The 15,063-nt window shown below is 70.8% G+C and carries 17 protein-coding genes; 12 read left to right on the top strand and 5 right to left on the bottom strand.

Features of this window, described 5'->3' with window-relative positions; translation table 11 throughout:
- Window positions 1–1,293 (bottom strand): ArgE/DapE family deacylase, encoded by a 1,293-nt coding sequence (locus LMH63_RS06915; protein WP_109676986.1) that lies wholly within the window; start codon window positions 1,291–1,293, stop codon window positions 1–3.
- A 91-nt stretch (window positions 1,294–1,384) separates the two neighbouring features.
- Here LMH63_RS06915 and LMH63_RS06910 point away from each other — a divergent pair, with 91 nt between their 5' ends.
- On the top strand, window positions 1,385–1,921 hold the full coding sequence (locus tag LMH63_RS06910) for a GNAT family N-acetyltransferase (RefSeq protein ID WP_158280317.1): 537 nt from the start codon (window positions 1,385–1,387) through the stop codon (window positions 1,919–1,921).
- 105 nt (window positions 1,922–2,026) lie between these two features.
- Here LMH63_RS06910 and LMH63_RS06905 read toward each other — a convergent pair whose 3' ends face one another.
- The 3 genes from LMH63_RS06905 to LMH63_RS06895 all read right to left on the bottom strand — a co-directional run bounded on the left by LMH63_RS06905 (window position 2,027) and on the right by LMH63_RS06895 (window position 4,790).
- Window positions 2,027–3,325, bottom strand: a complete 1,299-nt coding sequence (locus LMH63_RS06905; protein WP_109676990.1) for an ATP-grasp domain-containing protein — start codon at window positions 3,323–3,325, stop codon at window positions 2,027–2,029.
- A gap of 130 nt (window positions 3,326–3,455) precedes the next feature.
- The gene (locus LMH63_RS06900; RefSeq protein WP_158280318.1) at window positions 3,456–4,187 is read right to left on the bottom strand and encodes an MHYT domain-containing protein; all 732 of its coding nucleotides are present in this window, start codon (window positions 4,185–4,187) and stop codon (window positions 3,456–3,458) included.
- Window positions 4,188–4,370: 183 nt separating this feature from the next.
- On the bottom strand, window positions 4,371–4,790 hold the full coding sequence (locus LMH63_RS06895) for a hypothetical protein (RefSeq protein ID WP_109676994.1): 420 nt from the start codon (window positions 4,788–4,790) through the stop codon (window positions 4,371–4,373).
- Window positions 4,791–4,953: 163 nt separating this feature from the next.
- Here LMH63_RS06895 and LMH63_RS06890 point away from each other — a divergent pair, with 163 nt between their 5' ends.
- A complete protein-coding gene (locus tag LMH63_RS06890; protein ID WP_109676996.1) occupies window positions 4,954–5,403 on the top strand; it encodes a ProQ/FINO family protein in 450 nt (149 codons plus the stop codon).
- A gap of 117 nt (window positions 5,404–5,520) precedes the next feature.
- Complete coding sequence (locus LMH63_RS06885; RefSeq protein WP_146205175.1) at window positions 5,521–5,712, top strand: hypothetical protein; 192 nt, start codon at window positions 5,521–5,523, stop codon at window positions 5,710–5,712.
- A 57-nt stretch (window positions 5,713–5,769) separates the two neighbouring features.
- On the opposite strand, the gene LMH63_RS06880 is transcribed toward LMH63_RS06885, so the two are convergent.
- Window positions 5,770–6,450: a rhomboid family intramembrane serine protease gene (locus tag LMH63_RS06880; RefSeq protein ID WP_109676998.1), complete on the bottom strand. Its 681-nt coding sequence runs from the start codon at window positions 6,448–6,450 to the stop codon at window positions 5,770–5,772.
- 51 nt (window positions 6,451–6,501) lie between these two features.
- On the opposite strand from LMH63_RS06880, the gene LMH63_RS06875 reads away from it, so the two are divergent.
- From LMH63_RS06875 to LMH63_RS06835, 9 genes are all read left to right on the top strand, one after another.
- Window positions 6,502–7,419, top strand: a complete 918-nt coding sequence (locus LMH63_RS06875) for an ABC transporter substrate-binding protein (protein ID WP_158280319.1) — start codon at window positions 6,502–6,504, stop codon at window positions 7,417–7,419.
- A gap of 24 nt (window positions 7,420–7,443) precedes the next feature.
- Window positions 7,444–9,234: an SLC13 family permease gene (locus tag LMH63_RS06870; protein ID WP_109677002.1), complete on the top strand. Its 1,791-nt coding sequence runs from the start codon at window positions 7,444–7,446 to the stop codon at window positions 9,232–9,234.
- 189 nt (window positions 9,235–9,423) lie between these two features.
- On the top strand, window positions 9,424–9,951 hold the full coding sequence (locus LMH63_RS06865; protein WP_109677004.1) for a glycine zipper 2TM domain-containing protein: 528 nt from the start codon (window positions 9,424–9,426) through the stop codon (window positions 9,949–9,951).
- An 8-nt stretch (window positions 9,952–9,959) separates the two neighbouring features.
- On the top strand, window positions 9,960–10,262 hold the full coding sequence (locus LMH63_RS06860) for a PepSY domain-containing protein (protein WP_109677006.1): 303 nt from the start codon (window positions 9,960–9,962) through the stop codon (window positions 10,260–10,262).
- A complete protein-coding gene (locus LMH63_RS06855; RefSeq protein ID WP_109677008.1) occupies window positions 10,262–10,939 on the top strand; it encodes a response regulator transcription factor in 678 nt (225 codons plus the stop codon). Before LMH63_RS06860 ends, LMH63_RS06855 begins: the two co-directional genes overlap by 1 nt.
- Window positions 10,936–12,303: an ATP-binding protein gene (locus LMH63_RS06850; RefSeq protein ID WP_109677010.1), complete on the top strand. Its 1,368-nt coding sequence runs from the start codon at window positions 10,936–10,938 to the stop codon at window positions 12,301–12,303. Before LMH63_RS06855 ends, LMH63_RS06850 begins: the two co-directional genes overlap by 4 nt.
- A 123-nt stretch (window positions 12,304–12,426) precedes the next feature.
- Window positions 12,427–12,930 (top strand): cyclin-dependent kinase inhibitor 3 family protein, encoded by a 504-nt coding sequence (locus LMH63_RS06845; protein ID WP_109677200.1) that lies wholly within the window; start codon window positions 12,427–12,429, stop codon window positions 12,928–12,930.
- Window positions 12,931–13,170: 240 nt separating this feature from the next.
- Window positions 13,171–13,527 (top strand): TraR/DksA family transcriptional regulator, encoded by a 357-nt coding sequence (locus tag LMH63_RS06840; protein ID WP_109677012.1) that lies wholly within the window; start codon window positions 13,171–13,173, stop codon window positions 13,525–13,527.
- Window positions 13,524–14,951 (top strand): M20/M25/M40 family metallo-hydrolase, encoded by a 1,428-nt coding sequence (locus LMH63_RS06835; protein WP_109677014.1) that lies wholly within the window; start codon window positions 13,524–13,526, stop codon window positions 14,949–14,951. Before LMH63_RS06840 ends, LMH63_RS06835 begins: the two co-directional genes overlap by 4 nt.
- Window positions 14,952–15,063: the final 112 nt, after the last annotated feature.

The following is a 15,063-nucleotide window of genomic DNA, read 5'->3' as shown; positions in this document are numbered from 1 at the left end:
TCATGCCGGCTGCCGCCGCAGGCGCAGGTCGTCGGCATCCATCTCCAGCAGCCGCTCGGTGGTCTTTACCAGGGTACGCGCGACCTTGTAGGTGGTCTCCAGTGACACCGACTCATTCGGCGCATGGGCGAGATCGATCTCCCCCGGGCCGTAGACCACGGTGGGCGTGTTGGCGTGCCGCACCCAGCCGGACATGTCGCAGCCGTAGGGGGCGGCGGCCACGGTGGGCGCGCGGCGGAACTCTTCCTCCGCCGACTCCCCCAGCGCGTGCACCAGCGGGTGATCCTCCGCCGTACGCGCGGAGCCGAAGCCCGACGCCAGGCGGCTGATCTTCGGCGGGTGATCGCTGAGCCACGGGTCCTCGCGAATGAACTCGTCGATCACGCTGCGGAAGCGCTGCTCGGCCTGCTCAATGGTCTCGTTCAGGGCGACGCCGACGCGCACCTGGGCCTCGAGTGAATCCATGACGCTGGAGGACCAGAGTCCGCCCCGGATGGTGCCGACGTTGGTCGCGTACGGCAGCGGGTGGACCTTCATCAGCGGATGGGTCTCGCCCTCGTTGACGCGCCGCTCGTCCTCGCGCATGGCCTTGTAGACGGTGAGAAAGTGATCCAGGGCGCTCTCCCCCTGCAGACGCTTGCTGGCGTGGGCCGACTTGCCCGGCACCTCCACCTTGAGCGACATCGCCCCGGCGTGGGCGATGACGAGCTCCGGGTAGCCGTTCTGCACCGTCGGCTCGGGTACAATGCAGACATCCGCCTCCCAGCCGCCGCGGATGGCGGCCAGAGTGCCGAGGCCACTGTCCTCCTCCGCCGGCACGGCCGCGAAGATCACCCGCCCGGGGAAGTTGCGACCGCTCTCGGCGAAGGCCTCGAAGGCGACCATGGCCGCCACCAGGCCGGCCTTCATGTCGCCGGCCCCGCAGCCGAAGATGCGATCGCCGCGGGCCACCCCGGAAAAGGGTTCGTCGCGCCAGCGGCTGTAGTCACCGGGCGGGACGACGTCAATATGACCGGTCAGCAGCACGCTCGGCCCCGGCTGCTCCCCGCGCAGCACGCCGACGGCCACCGGCGCCCAGGCCCGCTCCACCTCGTGCCCGGGGTAGCGCGGATCCTTCTGCAGCGAGGCGATGCCATCGTTCCAGTAGTCGACCTCGACGTCGAGCTGCTGCAGCCAGTTGGCGACCTGGCCAACGGCGGCATCCTCCTGGCCGGTGACCGAGGGAATGCGAATCAGTGAGACGAGACGCTCCCGAACGTGATCCGGGTCCACGAAGGCGGTACGTCTGACCATGCCGGTTTCTCCTTGCGAGCCTGTTTGCATAGTTGTCCGAGCGAGGCCGCTGGTCAAACCCGATCACTACCAACCCGGATATCCTCGCATCATGCCTGGACTCGAACGCGATCAACTGCCCCTGACCATCGGGGGCCTCACCCTGCGCCCTACCCGTCCCGACGACTGTGCCTTCGTGGTCGGCCTCGAGCGCCAGCCGGACAATGCCCGGCACGTGGAGCAGTGGAGCGAGGCAGAGCACCGCGCAAGCCTGCAGCGACCCGGCACGGCCCACTGGATCCTCGAGCGCCCGGACGGACCGGTGGGCTATGCCCTGCTCGAGGATGTGGACGACCCCAACGGCAGCATCCTGCTGCGGCGGATCGTCATCGCCGGCAAGGGCCGCGGTGACGGGCGCACCGGCGTGCGGCTGGTGCTGCGCTACTGCTTCGAGGTCGCCCGCTGCCACCGGGTCTGGCTCAACGTCGCCCTGGACAACCGCCGTGCCGAGGGCCTCTACCGCCGGCTCGGCTTCGTCGAGGAGGGCATCGCCCGGGAGAGCGTCCGCAAGGGCGAGGGCTTCGCCTCCATGCGGGTCCTCTCGCTGCTGGAGCAGGAGTACCGGAACGCCAGGAAAGGGCGTGGATAAGGCCCGGGACACGGGGTCAAGTCTTGACATGACAGTTGCGGCTGCAGCCGCAACTGTCATGTCAAGACTTGACCCCGTCTACCCTCCCACCCCCTCCCACCGGCCTCAACCGTAGTTGGTGGGCAGCACCGCCGAGAACTGGAAGTCCAGCAGCTGCATCGTCTCGCGGAACTTGGCGTGCAGCTCCTCCTCGTTGGCACCGCCGATGAACAGATCGGCGATCTCGAAGCTGTAGCTGTCCTGCCCGCGCAGCTCCGAGAGCCACATACCCTCCTCCACGTAGACGTGGACGATGAGCTCCGGGTAGTGCCGGTGGATCGCCTCGATCTCCGCCGGCGAGGGCACGCGCGTGACCTGGGCGTCGCCGTACACCCGTGGCATGAACTTGCCCGCCATGGGGAAGCGGCCCTCGGGGCGCGGGAAGTCCGGCCGTCGGCCCAGTGCAATATCGATCGCCACCTCGTGGTGCGAGGCACCAGTCGCCATCTGGAAGATCGGGCAGTGGGACTTCGAGATCCGCGGATTGATCTCCAGCAGCCAGATCCGGTCCGTGAGCGGATCCCAGAAGAACTCCATGTTGAACGGCGTGTGGTCCAGGCCGATGTGCGTGAGGATTTTCTCGGCGTGGGCCTTCATCCGGTTCTGGATGCCCTCGGGCAGCTGCGAGGGGTACTGATAGCTCAGGAAGCTGACGTTGTTGGAGCCGCGCAGCGAGTCGATCACGGCGTAGGTGACCACTTCACCGTTCTGGATATAGCCCTCGAGGGTGCACAGGTTGCCGCCGATCAGCCCCTCGGCGAGGACCGTCGCCCCGCTGCCCTTGGCGGGCAGCCGCTCACGGTTCTCGCAGGACTGCAGGATGTAGTCGAAGGGCTCGGCGAACACGTGTATGTGCTCGCGGATCGTGTCCATGGCCTCGCGGAACTGCGGTTCGCCCTCGATGCGGAAGCCGAGATAGGACGAGAACGCCGTGGTCGGCTTGAGCCAGAACGGGTACTCCATCTGCAGGTCGGCGACGGGATCGTCGCTGTAGGGATCGAGCCCCTGGAACGGCGGCGTGCACTCCGGCACCGCCTCCTCGTTGGCGATGCGGCACCAGTACTTGCTCTCGCAGTAGAGCACGCTCTCCAGCGACGGCGTCGGCAGGCCGTACTCCCGGCGCAGGATCGGCAGCATCGAGGTGGTCGGGAAGTCCCAGTGGCCGATGATGGCGTCGACGGACGGCGCCTCGGCCAGCGTCTTGCGGGCGTCCGCCATGATCTCCGCCATCGGATAGGACGGCGGGTTCACCATGACGTCGTAGTCGACGAGGCCGTGGAATTCGTACTCGGAGGCGTTGTGGACGGTCTGCAGCTCGCGCAGATTGAACTCGTCGAGCCCGATCACGAACACATGCTTGGTCATCGTTTTACCCCTGATCCGGCGCGCGGCGCCCGGGCGGGGCGCCTGTCGCGGGGTCTACGATGCTCGCACGTTTAATGATCGTTGCGGAAATATTGTCCGGTCTCGGAGCCCCGGAGCGGGGCTCCCGCCCTCAGCCGGCCACGATGTCGCCATCGTCGTTGAGCGCCAGGAACACGCTGATCACGCAGGCCGCAAAGGCGGTGAGCGTCACCAGCAGCAGCATCAGCTGCGGCGACAGGGCCCCGCTAAAGTAGTCCACCGGGCCCTGCGAGGGCACCAGATTCATCGCCGCCATCCCGGTGTAGTGCATCCCGCAGACCGCCACGCCCATGACGGCCGCGCTGAGGTAGCGGGCCATGCCCCGCCACTGCAGAAGGATGTACAGGGCCACCATGGACGCGATGATGGCGATGAGGATGGAGACCGCAACCAGGATCGGGTTGTAGCTCATGGTGGCAGCCATGCGCATGGCTGCCATGCCGGAGTAATGCATTGCGGCCACGCCGAGCCCCATGACCGTCCCCGCCGCGAGCCAGACGCCGCGGGAATGCTCCCAGCGGTGGACGGTGTAGAGCGCGCCGCCGGTGAAGAGCACCGGCACGAGAAAGGAGACGGCGGTCAGCGGCCCGTCATAGGCGACCGGGATCCCCGGGTCATACGCCAGCATGCCGACGAAGTGCATCGCCCAAATGGCACAGCCGCCGAGGAGCAGCGCGGACAGCGCGAGCCACAGCGGCCGCTGGCCGCCGTCACCGCCCCGGATGTGGCGAGCGACGAAAAGCGCCGAGCCGGCGCCGACGACGGAGACGATGTAGGACAGCAGGACGAGCGTGAGGCTGTAATCGACGAGGGTGTTGCTCATGGCAGGCCTCCTGGCAGCCGTTTTCCCTGGCAGACTCCATGGTCCTGAGGGCCGGCTGCGCGTTCTGTGACCGGCACCACACACAGGATGCCTCGCCATCAGGCGCGACGGGAGCCCGGGCCTCGCACGCAAAAGGGCCCGCCGATGGCGGGCCCGCGGTGATCGGTCGTGAAGGCCTCGGGGTCAGTGCACCGTGGCCTGACGCTCCCGCGTCTCCTTGAGCACGCCGACCACGTCCTCTTCCCAGCTCTTGGCGAGCGGCGACTGGGCGACCAGGGCCGAGACCTCGTCCTCGCTCACCGGGAGGCCGCCCTCGTCCTCCACGCTGAGGCGCATGCGCCGCTCGTCCCGGAGCTCGTAGGCGCGCTCGCCGCTGTCACCGTCGCCCACGCGCAGGGTGATCTCGTCGGTATCCACCACGGCACGCCAGTTGACCTGTGCCATCCAGCCGCGGGCGTTGGAGTAAATGGACACGCCGGCCAGTTCGTGGCGTCCGCCGTGATCCTGGTCCATGACGTGGACACTGCTGGTGAGATGCTCGAAGGGGCTCTCCTCGAGGATCTCCAGCAGCTGCTGCTTGCGGATCGGGTGATCGGCGTTCATCGACTTCACCTCGTTCCTGCCGACGGGCTGGTTACCCCATCATATGCGTTCGACGGCCGTGCCGTACAACCGCGCCGACGGGCTGTCCCCGAACCGCTGCTTGGGGTATGCTCCACCGGCAAGCCGCGCGCCGCACCGCATGCCCGCGACAGGAATGGCCCCGATGTCCAACACGCCGAGCCAGAAGCAGCGTCGTGCGGAGCGTGCGCGGGATTTCGTCACCGAGCTGACCCGTCGGTTCCCGGAGTGCTTCACTACCGACCGCCGGCAGGTCAAGCCGCTCGCCATCGGCATCCAGAAGGAGCTGCGCGCCGCCCTGGACGCGGACCCCGAGTTCGCGGAGACGCCCAACTGGCTGATGAAGCAGGCCCTCGCCCGCTACACCCGCTCGCCGTCGTACCTTGAGGCGATCATGGCGGGCATGCCACGGATCGACCTCCACGGGCGCCCGGCCGGCGAGGTCACCGAGGAGGCACGCCAGCACGCCGGCACCCAGCGCGAGGCCCAGAAGGCCCGCGCCGCCGAGCGCCGCCGCAGCCGTGAGCAGTCGCGCCAGGTCGAGCGCAAGCAGGCCCGGCTGGAGAAGCTGGCCGAGAAGTTCAACAGCCGCTGACCCGCACCCCGGGTCTGCGCACCGAAACCGTCCACGCCCCCGGCCGGCCCGCCCCGAACGGTGCCGGAGACGGGCAGTGGGCGATCATTCATCCACCAAGGACGCAGAGCCATACCCGTGGAATCGTCAGTCAATCTCTCCGAGATGAGCCGCGAGGAGCTGGAGTCCCTACTGCAGAGCGTGGAGCTGGAGCTGGAGGCGCGCGCCTTCGAGGACCACCTCAAGCGCGAGGTGCAGTCGCACCTGCAGAAGCAGGCCTGGATCGAGAGCCACCATACGACTCAGCGCCGCCGCGGCCGGCGTTACTGATCGCTTCGGGCGCGTTGCCAGGCCTCGGAACCCCGGCGAGACGATGAGGACTGATTCCTATCGCCCGCGCCGGACGGCGCGACGGCGCATCAGCGGTGCCAGCACCAGCCCGGCCACGAATCCGCCGACATGGGCGCGGAAGGCGACGCCGCCGCCATCTCCCTGGCCCAGGGACGACAGCAGCTGCAGCCCGAACCAGAGGCCAAGCACCAGCATCGCCGGGAGCCGCAACAGCTGACTGAACAGCCCGAGCGGAATCAACACCAGCACCCTCGCCCGCGGGTGCAGCACCAGATAGGCGCCGAGAATCCCCGAGATGGCGCCGCTCGCCCCGATCATGGGCACGGTGGACTCCGGGGCGGGCACGGCCTGGGCCGCCACCGCCGCCGCGCCGCAGAGCAGGTAGAAGAGCAGGAACCGGCCGTGGCCGAGGTCATCCTCGACGTTGTCGCCGAAGATCCACAGATAGAGCATGTTGCCGATCAGGTGCAGCCAGCCCCCGTGGAGGAACATGGACGTGAACACCGTCAGCCAGGCCGGAACCGCCGCCACCTCCGCCGGCAGCCGGGCGGCGCCGGTGAGTACCGCCGGCGTCACGCCGAAGGCGTATACCGCCTGCCGGGCCGCTTCCGGCGGCAGACTCACCTGCCAGAGGAAGACCAGCACGCAGGCGCCGAGCAGCGCCGGCGTGAGCACCGGCGTACGTCGGGTCGGATTGTCGTCGCGGAGCGGGATCATGGCCTCGCGCCATCCTGGGAAAAGCTCTTGCAGGCGCGGGCGGGCCCGGCCGTGACGAGGGCAGAGCGTATCGTCTCCCTGCTCCCCGGCGCCACCGAGACGGTGGCCGCGCTGGGACTGGAAGACGCCCTCGTGGGCATTTCCGCCGACTGCGACGCGCCGGCGTCGGTGCTGGACCGGCCCCGCGTCAGCCAGGCCCTGATCGACCCCGCCCAGACCCCTGCCGCCATCGACCGCGAGGTTCGCGAGCGCAGCGCGCGCGGCGCGCCGCTCTACCAGGTCGATGCCGCCGCCCTGGCGGCGCTGCGACCGGACCTGGTGCTCGCCCAGTCGCTCTGCGATGTCTGCGCGCCGACACCGGGCGGGCTCACCGCCGAGGCCGTGGCCGGCGCCAGCGTTCTCTCCCTGGACGCCCGCGACCTGCAGGGCGTGTTCGCGGAGATCGCGCACATTGCCGAGGCGGCCGGTGCCGGGTCCGTCGGGCCCAGGCTGCTGGCGCAGCTGCGAGCCAGACTGGCCGCGGCGCGCCGGCTGCCGACCCGGCGCCCCCGGGTGCTGACGGTGGAATGGCCGGAGCCGCTGTTCATCGGCGGGCACTGGGTACCGGAGATGGTGCGGCTGGCTGGGGGTCAGCCGCTTGGGGTGCCCGGCGCACACTCGCGGACGGTGTCCTGGGACGAGGTTCGGGACTTCGCCCCGGAGGTCATCATTCTGATGCCCTGCGGCCTCGGGCTCGAGGCAGCGGCGCGGACGCTGCCGGCCCTCACCGCCCGACCCAGCTGGGACACCCTGCCGGCGGTCCGCACGGGCGCGGTCCATGCCGTGGATGGCAATCGCCACTTCAGCCGGCCCGGACCCGGGCTCGTGACCGGTGTGGAGGTGCTCTCGGCGCTGCTCGCGGGAAGCCCGCCGCCGCCTTCGCTGGCACGCCGCGCCACCCCCCACGAGCTCGGCGGGCGTCGCGGCTGAGACCCGGCACCAGGGAGAGCACCGATGCGCTGGGAGGCCTGGCTCACCGTCGCCGTGGTCGTGGCTGTGTTCCTCGCTCTGGCCAGCGGCCGCGCGCGGCCCGTCAGCGGCCTGTTCGGCGGCCTGACCGTCATCATCACCGTGGGTGCCCTGACCGGCTCCGAGCACCTCGTGGCCCCGGCAGAGGCGGTGGCCGGGTTCGGCAACAGCGGACTCATCACCGTGGGCCTGCTGTTCGTCGTCGCAGCCGGGCTTGTGCATACCGGCGCCGTGGGTCTGGTCACCGACCCGCTGCTCGGGCGCCCACGGCGGCTCTTCACCGCCCAGCTGCGGCTGCTCGGGCCGGTCGCCGGGCTCAGCGCCTTCCTCAACAACACGCCCATCGTCGCCGTCTTCCTGCCGGTGGTGAACGACCTCGCCCGCCGCTGCCGGCTGCCCGCCTCACGGCTCTATCTGCCGCTCAGCTATGCCGCCATCCTCGGCGGCACCTGCACGCTCATCGGCACCAGCACCAACCTCATCGTCGACGGCTTGGCCCGGGCCCAGCCCGGCTTCGATGGCCTCGGCCTGTTCGACATCGCCTGGGTCGGCGTGCCCGCCACGGTGGTGGGGATCGGCTACATCCTGCTCGCCAGCCCGCGCCTGCTGCCCGCCGGCGGCAGCGCCCTCGGCGAGACCCCGGATCCGCGCCGCTACACGGTGGAGGTGAGCGTGGCGCGGGACGGCCCCCTGGTGGGCCGCAGCATCGAGGCCGCCGGTCTGCGGCACCTGCCCGGGCTTTTTCTCGCCGAGATCGAGCGCGAGGGCGAGCTGCTGCCGGCGGTGGCCCCGAGCGAGCGCCTGCACGGCGGTGACCGGCTGGTCTTCGTGGGGGTGCTGGAATCCGTGGTGGATCTGCACCGCATGCGCGGCATCGAGCCGGCGGCCGACCGGGTGGACCGGCTGACAGCCCCCCGGGAGCAGCGCTGCCTGGTGGAGGCCGTGGTCTCCGACGCCTGCCCGCTGGTGGGTCACAGCATCCGTGATGGACGCTTCCGCGCCGAGTACCAGGCGGCGGTGATCGCGGTGGCCCGCGGCGGCCGCCGGCTGCCGGGCAAGATCGGCGACATCGTCCTGCAGGCGGGTGACACCCTGCTGCTGGAGACCCATCCGAGCTTTCTCCAGCGCCAGCGCAACGCCCGCGATTTCTTCCTCGTGAGCGGCGTCGAGGACTCCACGCCGCGGCGCCACGACCGCGCCTGGATCGCGCTTGCCACGCTCGCCGGCATGGTCACCCTCGCGGCGAGCGGCGTGCTGACGCTGCTCAACGCCGCGCTGCTCGCCGCCGGGACGCTCGTGCTCACCGGCTGTGTCACCGGCCCCGAGGCGCGCCGGCATGTCGACTGGAACGTGCTGCTGGTGATCGGCGCCGCCCTCGGCCTCGGCGAGGCCATAGCCCAGAGCGGCGCCGCAGCGGTGGCGGCCGGCGAGCTGGTCGACCTGGCCGGTGGCGAGCCGCTGCTCGTGCTCGCCGCGATCTACCTGGTCACGCTCCTGTGCACGGAGCTCATCACCAACAACGCGGCCGCGGTGCTGGTGTTCCCCATCGCGGTCTCGGCCGCGGAGACGCTGGGCGCCGGCCTCACCCCGTTCGTCGTCGTCGTGATGATGGCCGCCTCCGCCGCCTTCGCCACACCCATCGGCTACCAGACCAACCTCATGGTCTACGGCCCCGGCGGCTACCGCTTCGCCGACTACCTCCGCTTCGGCCTGCCGCTGAACGCCCTGGTAATGGGGGTGACCCTGGGGATGGTGCCCTGGGTCTGGGAGTTCTGAGTGGCAAGTGGCAAGTGGCAAGTGGCAAGTGGCAAGCAAAAAGGCTACCGCGCGCTCCCGTTCCCGCTTGCAACTTGCAACTTGCAACTTGCAACTTGCAACTAGCCGCAACGCGCCGCGTTCAGCCCCGGTTCAGGCCCCGCAACGGATACTCACGCCACGGATCGGCAACCAGAACAGGAGGCTGTCATGATCAGGCCCATTACGGTACTCGGACTCGCGGCGGCGCTGGTGTTGCCGGGGGCGGCGCTGGCCGGGGGGGATCGGCATGTGCACTACACCTGGGCGCCGGTGACCCACGTCGAGCCGGTGACACGGGACGTGCGGGTCACAACGCCGCGGGAGGAATGCTGGGATGAGCGCGTCACCTACGTCGAGGAGCCGGAGCGCAACCGCGCGGGGCTGGTGGTCGGCGGCATCATCGGCGGCATTGCGGGCAACCAGATCGGCGGCGGGGACGGCCGGCGCGTGGCCACGGTCGCCGGCACCATCCTCGGCGCCGGCATCGGCGACGAGCTCGCCAACCGCGACCGCCATGCCCGGGTGCACGATCGCTGGGAGACCCGCTGCGAGGTGGTCGAGGAGGTCCACTGGGAGAGCCGGACCATCGGCTACGACGTCCACTACCGCTATGATGGCGAAGAGTACGTCGTCCGCACCGATCGCCGCCCCGGTGACCGCGTGCGGCTGCGCGTGGGTGTGACGCCGGAGCTTTAGGGGGCGCCATGAGGGGCTGGCGGGGCCTCGCCCTGGTACTGCTGATCGCCTTTCTGCTGCCGGGCGGTGTCGTCGCCCAGGGCCTCGGCCAGCCCGATGGCGGGCTGCGCCAGGAGTATGCGCCGAGCCGCAGCGGCGGTATCAGCCTGGACCAGGCGGTCCGTCGGGTCGCCGAGCGCACCGACGGCCGCGTGCTGAGCGCCCGCACCATCCGCCGCGGCGGGCGGGAGATCCATCAGGTCCGCGTCCTCGTCGCCCAGGGTCGGGTGCGGGTGTTCGACGTCGACGCCCGCTCCGGCGAGATCCGCTGATGCGGCTGCTGATCGTGGAGGACGAGACCGGGCTGCGACAGCGGCTCGCGGCCTGGCTCCGCGAGGAGGGCTTCGTCGTGGACGAGGCCGGCGACGGTGATGCCGGCCTCGCCATGGGGCGCCATCATCCGCTGGATCTCGCCGTCGTCGACCTCGGCCTGCCCGGCACCGAGGGTCTTGCGCTGATCCGCAGCCTGCGCGCGGAGGGGCATCGCTACCCGATTCTCATCCTCACCGCCCGCGGGCGCTGGCAGGACAAGGTGGCCGGCCTCGAGGCCGGCGCCGATGACTACGTCGTGAAGCCCTTCCAGCGCGAGGAGCTGCGCGCCCGTCTGCAGGCGCTGCTCCGCCGCGCCGGCGGCTGGGCCGATCCGGTGCTTGCCTGCGGCCCGCTGGCACTGGACACACGCGACCAGAGCGTACGCCTGCACGGTGCCCCGCTGGAGCTCACCGCGTTCGAATACCGGGTGCTCGCCTACCTGATGCATCACGCCGGGGAGGTGGTCTCGAAGACCGAGCTGGTGGAACACCTCTACGAGGACGATGACCAGCGTGACAGCAACGTCATGGAGGTGATCATCGCCCGCCTGCGCCGCAAGCTCGACCCGGACGGCACGTTGCGGCCCATCGAGACGCTGCGCGGGCGCGGCTACCGGCTGGCGCTGGAGCGGACGTGACGTCGTCGGCCGGCGGCTCGCTGCGCCGGCGCCTGCTGGTGGCGGCCATCGCGGTCACCCTGCTCGCGCTGGTCACCATCGGTCTCGCCCTGGAGGCGGCGTTCCGGGCCAGCGCGCTGGACGCCCAGCGCGAACGCCTGCTCGGGCAGGTCTACACGCTGCTGGCCGCCATCGAGATCGGGCCGCAGGGCCCGGCGCTGGAAGGTCCCCTGCCGGAGCCCCGGCTCGGGCAGCCGCGCTCGGGCCTGTACGCCTGGCTGGTGGCCCCGGACGGCGGCATCCTCTGGCGCTCCACTTCCACCATGGGCCACGACACCCGGGCGCCGCCGGCTGCGGCGGCCGGCGAGAGCCGCTTCGAGCTGCCGGCGGAGACCGGCCGCGGCTTCCGCCTGCGCTACGGACTCGACTGGGAGACCGCCGACGGCGAGCTCGAGCGCTTCACCGTGGTGGTGGCAGAGAACGACCGCGCCTTTGCCGCGCAGATGGGCGGTTTCCGGCGCCGCCTCTGGGGCTGGCTCGGTGCCGGCGGCCTGCTGCTGCTGGGGTTCCAGGCGGGGCTGCTGCGCTGGTCGCTGGCGCCACTGCGGCGGGTGCGGCGGGACCTTGCCGCCCTCGAGCAGGGCCGGCGGGAGCGGCTGGCGGAGGACTACCCTCTGGAGATCGCCGAGCTCACCCGGCGCATCAACACCCTGGTGGCCTCGGAGCGACGGCGCGCCACCCGTCATCGCGAGAACCTGGACAATCTCGCCCATAGCCTGAAGACGCCCCTGGCCGTGGTCGGCGGCGTGCTCGACGACCCCGACCCGAGCGGGCTCGCGGAGGCCCGCGAGCAGATCGGGCGCATCGACCGCAGCATCGACTACCACGTGCGTCGGGGCAGCCTCGGTGCCGCCGTGACCGGTGAGGGGACCGCGGTGCGCGCCGTGGCCGAGCGGCTCGGCCGGACGCTGGCCCGCGCCTACGGCCACCGCGGCGCCCCCGTCCAGCTCGAGCTGGACTGCCGGCCGGAGCTGCGTTTCGCCGGCAGCGAGGACGAGCTGATGGAGCTGCTCGGCAACCTGCTGGACAATGCCTTCAAATGGGCCCGCAGCCGGGTGCGCGTCACCGGCTGGCAGGAGCACGACGGTACGCTGACCGTGGTGGTGGAGGACGACGGCCCCGGTATTCCGGACGGGGTCCGCGAGCGTGTCCTGGAGCGCGGCGTGCGCCTGGACCAGCAGGTGCCCGGCCAGGGCATCGGCCTCGCCCTGGTGGCCGAGCTGGTTCGCGACCGGGGCGGGCGGCTGCACATCGCCGAGGGCGCGCTCGGCGGTGCCCGCCTCACCGTCGAGCTGCCCGGGATCCCGGACCGCCCGCCGCTGTAGCCGAAACCGCCTGCGTGTCCTACCCTTGTGGCAACGCAGCATCGCAAACCGCGACGGGGCCGACACTTGCCACAGCCCATCTGTATCGATGCCCTTCACCTCCGCACCGGGGCCCGTCTCGGCATGACCGCCTGCCCCGGCCGCTGGAGGCTGTTCGGCTCGGTGGGCGTGGAGCCGGATGGCATCCGCCGGGACCTCGAGGCCATTCGCCGCTGGGGCGCGCGGGCCCTGATCACCCTGGTGGAGGCGGACGAGCTCGACCTGATGGGGGTGCATGACCTGGCGGCCCAGAGCCAGGCTGCGGGCCTGGCCTGGTTCCACTGCCCGATCGCCGATTTCCGGGCGCCGGGTGCGGCCTTCGAGAGGGCCTGGCAGCAGACCGGCCAGACCATCCATGCCCATCTGGATGCCGGCGAGGACGTGGTGCTGCACTGCCTTGCAGGGCTCGGGCGCAGCGGTACTGTGGCGGCACGGCTGCTGGTGGAGCTCGGCAGCACGCCGGAGGACGCCGTCGCCCTGGTGCGCAGCGCCCGACCCGGGGCCATCCAGAACCGGGAGCAGGAGCGCTACGTGCTGGATACGCCCTGGATCCCGGCAACCCCGGCCGCTGCCGATCTCACCGCCTGATCCCAGCCCGCACTTCTCACCGATGCGCGTTAGGCGTCTGCGCCGTAGAACGTCTCCCGGCTGCGGCGGCCCCACTGCGGCCGCTTTGACCGCTCGCGCTCGTTGCATAGTCACCACTATGCGCCTCGCACGAGCGGGCAAATCGCCTCGCCGTGGGACCATCTCGCTCGGAAGATTTCTACGGCGCAGACTCCTAGCCGCGACTGGCCGCATCCCTGCCCCGGGCGCTACCATCCACGGATGCGAGAGGACATCGACCCCGAGGCACTGCGTGCCGCGTTGCTTAGGCGCCGCGAGACCCTCGCCGCCGGCAGCGACGGCCGCGCTGAGGCTGCCGCCACGGTCGAGCTCGACCAGCAGCGCACCGGGCGCCTTACCCGGATGGATGCGCTGCAGTCCCAGGCCATGGCACAGGCGACGCGACAGCGCGCCGAGCGAGAGCTGCTGCGCATCGACAGCGCCCTGCGGCGGCTCGATGCCGGCGACTTCGGAGACTGCCTGCGCTGCGCAGAGCCCATCGCCCCCGGCAGACTCCAGGCCGACCCGGCCGCCACCCTCTGCATCGACTGCGCCGAACAATCCGGAGGACAGAGATGACCCGCGAGCTGGACCCCGCGACCGCCCGCGAACAGGTGGAGGCCGCCTGGGAGGACGACATCCTCCCCACCCTCTGCGAGTTCATCCGCATCCCCGCCAAATCACCCCACTTCGACCCGGACTGGGCCAGCCACGGCTACATCGACGAGGCGGTGGACCTCGCCGAGGACTGGTGCCGTCAGCACGCACCCAGGGGCAGCACGGTCGAGGTGATCCGCCTGCACGGCCGCACGCCGCTCCTGCTGGTGGAGATCCCGGGCTCGGCCCCCGGCGAGGTCCTGCTCTACGGCCACCTGGACAAGCAGCCCGAGGCCAGCGGCTGGGACGCGGACAAGGGCCCGTGGCATCCGGTACTTACCGACGGCCGTCTCTACGGCCGCGGCAGCGCAGACGACGGCTACGCCGTGTTCGCCTCGCTGCAGGCGATCACCACCCTGGAGACCCAGGGCGTGCCCCACGCCCGCTGCGTGCTGCTGATCGAGTGCTGCGAGGAGAGCGGCAGTCACGACCTGCCCCACTACCTGGACCATCTCGGCGAACGTCTGGGTCGGCCCGAGCTCGTGGTCTGCCTGGACTCCGGCTGCGCCAACTATGAACAGCTCTGGGTCACCACGTCGCTGCGCGGCATCGCCGCGGGCGACCTGGAGATCGACGTCCTCGAGCAGGGGGTCCACTCGGGGGACGCGAGCGGTGTGGTGCCCTCGGGCTTCCGCATCGCCCGCAGCCTGCTGGAGCGGGTCGAGGAGGCCACCACCGGCCACATCCTGCTACCGGCGCTGCAGGCCGACATACCGGCGGAACGTCAGGACCAGGCGCGCCTGGCCGCGGAGGTCATCGGCGACGCGCTGGCGGGCAAGTTCCCCTTCGCCGGCGAGACCCAGCCGCTCAGCAGCGACACCACCGAGCTCGTGCTCAACCGCACCTGGCGGCCGGCGCTGGAGATCACCGGCGCCGACGGCCTGCCGCCCCTCGCCGAGGCCGGCAACGTCCTGCGCCCGAAAACCCGCCTGCGGCTCTCGCTGCGGCTGCCGCCCACGGTGGACGCCGAGGCCGCCACCCGCGCCCTGGGCGATACGCTCACCGACAGCCCGCCGCACCGGGCACGGGTCCGGTTCCACCCGGCCCAGGCCTCCAACGGCTGGAACGCGCCGAGCTTCGAGGGCTGGCTGGGGGACAGCCTGGAGCGGGCCTCGCGGCACTGGTTCGGCAAGCCGGCGGTGTTCATGGGCGAAGGCGGCACCATCCCGCTGATGAACCTGCTCAGCGACCGCTTCCCGGACGCCCGCTTTCTGATCACCGGCGTCCTCGGCCCGGGCTCGAACGCCCATGGCCCGAACGAGTTCCTGCACGTGCCGACGGCCAAGCGACTGACCGGCGTGGTCGCGGAGGCCCTGGCGGCGCACGGAGGTCAGGCTCGCGGCTGAGGGTCCAGCGCTGAAGTTCAAGGTTTAATGTTCAAAGTTCAAAGTTGCGCACAACCGATTGATATTACGAGTACTCGATGCCCTCGTAACGGTACGGCGCGTGCCTCGCGAG

The sequence above is a fragment of the Spiribacter halobius genome, from assembly GCF_020883455.1.
GTDB lineage: Bacteria > Pseudomonadota > Gammaproteobacteria > Nitrococcales > Nitrococcaceae > Sediminicurvatus > Sediminicurvatus halobius.
Note: the sequence above shows the minus strand (reverse complement) of the source record. Positions and strands in the feature narration are given on the sequence as shown.